The 7190-nt window shown below is 58.5% G+C and carries 4 protein-coding genes; 2 read left to right on the top strand and 2 right to left on the bottom strand.

Features of this window, described 5'->3' with window-relative positions; all coding sequences use genetic code 11:
* Positions 1-247: 247 nt before the first annotated feature.
* Both rpoD and dnaG read right to left on the bottom strand, forming a co-directional pair.
* Complete coding sequence (gene rpoD / locus PSV43_RS02155) at positions 248-2107, bottom strand: RNA polymerase sigma factor RpoD (RefSeq protein WP_300193220.1); 1860 nt, start codon at positions 2105-2107, stop codon at positions 248-250.
* A 33-nt stretch (positions 2108-2140) separates the two neighbouring features.
* Positions 2141-3991: a DNA primase gene (gene dnaG / locus PSV43_RS02150; RefSeq protein ID WP_300193217.1), complete on the bottom strand. Its 1851-nt coding sequence runs from the start codon at positions 3989-3991 to the stop codon at positions 2141-2143.
* A gap of 531 nt (positions 3992-4522) precedes the next feature.
* On the opposite strand from dnaG, the gene PSV43_RS02145 reads away from it, so the two are divergent.
* Together PSV43_RS02145 and PSV43_RS02140 are read left to right on the top strand one after the other, a co-directional pair.
* Complete coding sequence (locus PSV43_RS02145; protein WP_300193214.1) at positions 4523-5185, top strand: hypothetical protein; 663 nt, start codon at positions 4523-4525, stop codon at positions 5183-5185.
* Positions 5109-7190: autotransporter-associated beta strand repeat-containing protein (locus PSV43_RS02140; RefSeq protein WP_300193211.1), on the top strand; the 2082-nt coding region annotated here is incomplete at its 3' end. The genes PSV43_RS02145 and PSV43_RS02140, both read left to right, overlap by 77 nt.

Raw genomic sequence — 7190 nt, 5'->3', positions numbered from 1 at the left:
AACATGGAAAGCACCGCGTTTTCCCTTCAGCTTCGGCTCTGGGGTTGGGGCGCATTTTCTGCTAAGGACTGCTGGTGTGAACGATCACATGCTGCGTGCTTGCCACCTGCTGCGGGCTCGGAGGCCCGCGCTCCTTGGCGGCGTTTTCAAACACGGCCTTAGTCGAGGCGGGAGTGATGGTTACCGTAAACGTGGGGTATTTGCGGTGCCGTCGATCGACAGACTGGGGTGTCTGTCGTACCTCTGATCAACCTGCGCCGAAGAAGCCGCCGAGTTTGCGGATGCGTGTCGGGTGGCGGAGCTTGCGCAGGGCTTTGGCTTCGATCTGGCGAATGCGCTCGCGGGTGACTTGGAACTGCTTGCCGACTTCTTCGAGGGTGCGTCCGGCACCGTCTCCGAGGCCAAAGCGTTGCTCCAGTACTTCGCGCTCACGCGGATTGAGCGTGTCGAGCACGTCGCGCAGCTTGTCGCGAAGCAGGTGCATGGCGGTGAGCTCCATGGGATTGCTCGCCTCCTTGTCTTCGATGAAGTCGCCGAATTCGGTGTCGCCTTCGCTTTCGCCGACTTTGGCCTGCATGGAAACGGGCTGCTGGGAAAGGCGCAGAACGGCGTTCACGCGATCCACGGGCAGGTGGATTTCCTCGGCGATTTCTTCCGGTGTCGGATCACGGCCAAGCTCCTGCAGCAGTTGCTTGTGCACGCGCATGAGCTTGTTGATCGTCTCGATCATGTGCACCGGAATGCGGATGGTGCGCGCCTGATCGGCGATGCTGCGGGTGATGGCCTGACGAATCCACCAGGTGGCGTAGGTGCTGAACTTGTAGCCGCGCTGGTACTCGAACTTCTCCACCGCACGCATGAGGCCCATGTTGCCTTCTTGAATGAGGTCGAGGAAGGACAGGCCGCGATTGGTGTATTTTTTGGCAATGGAAATGACGAGACGCAGGTTGGCCTCGATCATCTCAGTCTTCGCCCGTGTGGACCCGGCCACATGCTTGAGCGTGTCGGTGATGAGGGTGCGGTAATCCGCCGCCGTCATCCATGATTCCTGTTCAAAGGCCCTCACGGCTTCCTGCGCGGCTTCGTTGCCTGGCTGTTCCTTCAGACTGCGTTCCAGTCCGCCGAGATCGGTCAGCCGTTGCTGCAGCAGAGTGACGAAGTCTTCGGTGATCTTGGATTTGAAGTAAAACTTCTCACAGACGCGAAAAAACGCGACGCGCAGGGTTTCAAATTCCGCCTGGCAGGTGACGCGTTTGCGCGGGCCGGCATGGGTGAAGTCGGTGAACGCCTTGCTGGTCTTTTCGTGTGTCTCCCGTGCCTGGTCGAGCAGCGGTTTGAGCTTTTTGAAATAGGCATCGCGTTCATCCGCCTTGCGGTCGCTGACGAGGCGGTCAAAGCGTTCGACGCCGTTGCACAAGGCTTCGGCAAACTGCAGGTAGGCCTGACCGATGAAGCCGATGGTGTGCAGGCACTGGCGCATGCTGAGGTCAGCCTTTTCGATGCGCTTGGAAATGTGGATCTCCTGCTCACGGGTGAGCAGCGGCACCTGGCCCATCTGGCGCAGGTACATGCGCACCGGGTCGTCAAACACATCCAGCTTGGCCGATGCAGCATCACGCTCCGCTGTAATGCGCTCACGCGCGGCGGTGTGGCGTGCCGCCACGCCCTCGACCTCGTCAGTGATCTTGATTTCCATCGCACGCAGGCGTGTGATGAGGGCATCCATCAGGTCCGGAGTGACGAATCCTGAGGGCAGGGCCTCATTGATATCGTCCCAGGTCAGATGATCATGCTCGCGTGCCGTACGAATGAGATCTCGCAGCCGTGCCTGCACGTCAGGCGAGTGGATGTCGTCGTGCGTGGTGGTGGCAAAGTGAGCGATGCTTCCGGCATGTCCGTTTTTCGGCGGACGTCCCCGGCGGCGTTTGAGTGGCTGGCCATCAGCTCCCACCTGAACGGCAGGCTGGTCTTTGGCGGGGTGGATGCGCGGTCTGCCACGGCCACGCTTTTGCGGGGTGGCTTCGTCTTCGGCAGGTGCAGACGCGCCTGCCTGCTTGGCTGCGTTGCGAGAATGGGATCCGCTATGTGGTTTTTTAGAGACGGCCATACTTGCCTCGGTGGGGTCCGGAACCTGCGTCAGTCAGGGGGAGAAACTATTCGGGGTAGGTTTCGTACGGTCAAGGCATTCTTTGCGCTTTGCGATGAGTTCTATGACCCTCTCTTGCAGCTCGGCAATCTCTGTAGAGGACAAGCCCGGCTGGCGTTGTTTTGCCTGAAGCCCTAGGATGAGATTCTGCAGGCGGGCGAGTTCCAAAGAGCAGAGGGCCAGCTTCGCATCTTCGAGTCCGCCGGAGGGGCGCGGGCTTGCCTGAAGCTGGGCAAACGCCGCTTCCTGCGGCCGCTCCAGACCGGCCATGAAGACAAGCTGGGCGGTTTCTTCCAGAGGGTCATGGCGGCTATGCACCAGCAGAGAGAGCAACTCCGTGCCGGGCACTTCGCGCAGCATTTCTTCGCAGTCGGACTCGCGCAGCCAGTACATGACTTCGGCATCGGTCAGCGCCATCTGGCAGAGGAGCGCAGCCGTCTTGTGCTGGGAGGCGAGCAATTTTTTGGCCTCATCGACGACGTTGACGGGTGAATCGCCTGCGCGTTGCCCGCCATGGCTGTTTTTGTCTCCGCTGGCGGCACGTTTGACCATCGCATTGAGCTGTTCCTCAGAAATTTCGAGCAGTTTGGCGACTTTGTTGACTGCGGTGATGCGCTGGGCCACGCCGGTGAAGATGCTGATGGCGGAGGCCACCTGCTCCGCCATGCGCACGCGCTCGACCATGCTGTCAGATTTGGCGCTGGCTCGCAGACGGCGGATCTGGTATTCGAGGAAGTCCATGGCATCCCCCAGCACAGTTTGCAGCGCTTCGGTGCCTTCTTTGCGCAGCAGCGAGTCAGGGTCTTCTCCCTGTGGGAGCGAGGCCACCTTCACCGTCAGACCGATGGGGGAGAGGATCTGGAAGGCGCGCTCAGCCGCCTTGTAGCCTGCATTGTCGGAGTCGTAGCAGAGCACGACTTCATTGCAGACGCGTTTAAGGAGTTTGGCATGCAGTTCCGTAAAGGCGGTGCCCTGGCCTGCCACGACATTTTGAAAACCGGCCTCATAGACCATGATCATGTCGATCTGGCCTTCGCAGACGATGGCTTCGCCTGCTTTCGAGATGGCACGCTTGGAGCGGTCGAAGCCAAACAGAACCTTGCTCTTGCTGAAGAGCGAAGTTTCAGGGGAGTTAAGGTATTTCGCGGTTTTGGCCTCAGGATCGAGAATACGCCCGCTAAAGGCGATCACATCGCCGTGATCATTGCGGATGGGAAACATCAGCCGGTCACGGAAGCGCGGGTAGGTGCCACGGCGGCCTGAATCTTCATCGCTCTGTACAAAGAGGCCGGCCTCGACGAGGACGCTCTCGGGGATTTTGGCCTGTGCCGCCCATTCGCGAAAAAAGGCACCGTGGGGTGGGGCGTAGCCCATCTGCCAGTTTTTCGCCACCTCGGCCGTGATGCCGCGTGACTTGAGGTAGTCGCGCGCTGGCGCGGCGATTTTGTGCTTCATCAGCAACTGGTGGAACCATTCGGTGATCTCGCGGTGCGCGCGCAGCAGCAGGCTGCGGTGTTTGGCTTCCGCCTCAGCGTTCGCATCCCAAACCTCCTCCTCGATGCGGATTCCGGCGGCGTCCGCGAGGCGTTTGACCGCTTCGACGAACGACATCCCGTCATGCTCCATGACAAAACGGATCGCGGTGCCACCCGCGCCACAGCCGAAGCAGTGGTAGGTGTTGCGCGAGGGGCTGACGTTGAAGGACGGCGTGCGCTCATTATGAAAGGGGCACAGGCCGAGGAAGTTCGTGCCCGCCTTGCGCAGCTTCACAGAACGCCCCACCAGCGCCACGATATCCGTGGCAGCAATCACTTGCTGGATGGTTTCTTCCGGGATGCGAGACATTTCAGAGAAGGTGTGGAGCGGGGGCGAACTCGCAACTGGTGATGCTGAAGAGGAGGGCAAATCTCACCATCAAAGAAGACGGGGCAGGTCCCGAGAGACTCGAAAAAAACAGGGTGTCTTTACACGGTCTAAAGAAAAGGATAATCAGAAATTCCTCAAAGTTTACTCATAAACAAGCCATTTACCAATGGCTCTGAATGAGAGAGTTAGCGCAAAGTAAGCAATAAGTTCAGCCATAATCCCATTAAATGCGGTCGCGCATTAAATGGGCTCCAAAAATGTCCCTTCGCTCCACTCTCATTCATCCACCTATGCATCTGTCCATCGCTCTGATGAACTGGCTACGCCGTTATATCAACAGGCTGTTTGCTGGCAAAGATCAGTCCAGCTTCTCTTTCGGACTGAGTGTCATGGGTAGCAACAGGCAAAGCAGCAGGACTCGCTGCGTGGGGCCAGTGGCGTATGCGCCGCTGACTGTGGAGAACATTGGATAACTAGCGGGACTCAGAAGCACTTTATCATTTTGAATTTATGAAATTATTACGTCAACATCGCAAACTCCTCGGCTGGTTCATGACATGCCTCATGGCAGTCTGGTTGCCTGGACCTTACGCGCATGCTGCCATGGGCACCTGGATTGAAGACGAGAGCGGTACTTTGACCTGGCAGGACTTCACCCATTGGAACGACGGCCTCATTCCCGGTTTTGCGATAGGTGACACCGCGAATTTGAATCTGAATTTTCTCGGCAATCAGTTTATCAGCCTGAATGATCCGCTGACACTGGGAACCTTGAACATAGGCGATGTGAGCGGAGGATCGAACTTGGTGCTGACTGCGGGTGTCAATGGCACCCTCAGCTTCAACAATGATGGTTTGGCAGTGATCAACAAGACGGGTGAGGGAACGGTGGCCATTATGGCCAACGTAGGGCTGCAAAATCAACTGACCCTCAATATCGCTCAAGGCATCCTCGTGCTCGGTGGCGTGGTGGACGGAGTCAATGGGTTTACCAAGAATGGTGATGGCACCCTTGTGCTGCGCAACGCGAATAATTTTACCGGAGTCAACATCCTCAACGGCGGGATCACCATGATTTCACCAGGGGGGCAACGATTTGACGGCGCTTGGCGCGTCGAGCAACTACCTGCAGGGCACCATCGTGAATTCGGGCGCGACGCTGGCATTCAATAATGACGTGGGTGGCACCTTGAACGGTGGCACCGTGGCAGGCAACGGCGGCACCAGCCTCAACAACGAGCCGCTTTTCATCAATGGCCAGGGCTTCCGCAATCTGGGTGCCTTGCGCAACATTTTTGGGCGTGAAAGCAACCAAGTCACAGGCACCGTCACACTGGGCAGCGCTGCGCGTGTTCAGAGCGAGCTGGGGACTTTCACCCTGACTGGAAACGTGATCACCAACGACAACGAACTCCGCATCGGTGGTGCGGGCTTCACGTCAATCACTGGTGCGGTGAGTGGTTCGGGCGAGATCATCCATTACGGCATGAACGGCTTTCGCATGCAGAACATCACGACAGCGCAGAATTTCACCGGCACCTTGACATCGCTGCTGGGGGAAATCCGTGCGGATGCCGGTGTTGGGAGTCAGGCTGCCAATACGAATCCGTACGCCAAAATCTCCGCCTTGAGTCTGCGGAACTCCTTGCTGCGGTTGGTGTTCGGAAACGGCAATGGGGCACCCACCACAAGTGACAAGGCTGACAGCCGGTTCTCCACGACGGCTCCCATCAGCATGATGTCCAGCCAGATTTACATCGAAAACGCGGGATTTACGACGGGTACCAGCCTCTTCAATTATGCGGTGGCGCAGACCTTGGGGACCACGACTTTGCTCAGCGGTGCCAACCGCATCGGTTATCGTTCGGCCAGCGCTACGGGGAGCGTCGCCCTGACACTGACAGACATCTTGAAGCCGAATCAAGGCACCACGATGGAGTTGTTTGTGGACAGTCTGGTGGGTGACGCATTGGGCCTCTCCACGCATCACCAGATCCTCAACACCGCCTTGGAAACAGGCGGCTCGAACGTGCCCTTCGTCGGCGGCTGGGCGTATTCAGCAGGTGGCACGGCCAATCCTGAGTTCCTCAAATACATCACCGTCGGCAACGGGGGCTTTGGTTACACGCCCCTCGTTGCGGCAGACTATGCTGTTAACACGGCGGTGGGAACGTGGACGTCCGGACAAAACATCAAGCTCTCCGCCGGTGCCAGCCTAGCTACCGGTGTTACCACCATCCAATCGCTGAACCTGCAGAGTGCCACGGCATTCACGCTCAGCGGGGCGGCGGGTTCCACGCTTGTCATTGATTCAGGCGGCATTCTCACCAGTCTGGGCACTCATACGATTTCTGTTCCCACCATCACGGCTGGAGCGGGCAGCAACTATGAGCTCTACGACATTGCCTGGGCTACGAACGTGATTTCATCGGTCATCGCCGACAACGGAGCCAATTCGGTGTCGCTGGTCAAAAATGGCGGGGGCACGACCTCCTTCTTTGGGGCCAACACTTACACCGGCACGACCTACCTCAACGAGGGCATGTTCCGTGATGTGATCGGTTCCCTGACCACAGCGCTGGGCTCCGGCAACTTCAACATGTCCGGTGGTCCCAACACCCAGTCGACGTATGAAACAGACCGCGACTTCACCCGTGCCCTCGGCTCGGGGGTGGGAGAGGTGCAGATCACCGGCGGTGGTGGCGCGGGAGGCGGCAGCACGGGTTTCTCCGCGTTTGGTGCTGCAATCGATGTGAATTTTGGCGGTGCTGGTGAGACGATTGTCTGGGGCAGTGCCTATTTCAATCCCGGCAACTTCACTTTGAACGGTGGCAATGCGACCCAGGTGGTCACCCTGGTCAACGACCTCGATCTGGGTGGTGAGCAACGTTACATCCGCCTGGATGGCAGTGCCTCCGCCGGGAACCGGGCGGTCATCGGCGTGATTGCTGGTGACGTCTTCAATGGCGGCATCGTGAAACGTGGTGGCGGTGTGCTGATGTTCGACAATGCCAAGTCCTATGAAGGCGCGACCATTCTGCAGGAAGGCGAACTCTGGCTGCGGGGCAACGGCACGGCGGGGGCGAATGTGATGGGCAATGACATCCTGATCAATCAGGGCTCGCGTTTGAAACTGGACGGTCCTGCAAACGTCGGTTCCAACCAGATGATCGCTTTG

The organism is Prosthecobacter sp., assembly GCF_029946185.1.
GTDB lineage: Bacteria > Verrucomicrobiota > Verrucomicrobiia > Verrucomicrobiales > Verrucomicrobiaceae > Prosthecobacter.
The sequence above is the reverse complement of the archived record's forward strand: the minus strand, read 5'-3'. Positions and strand labels throughout refer to the sequence as shown.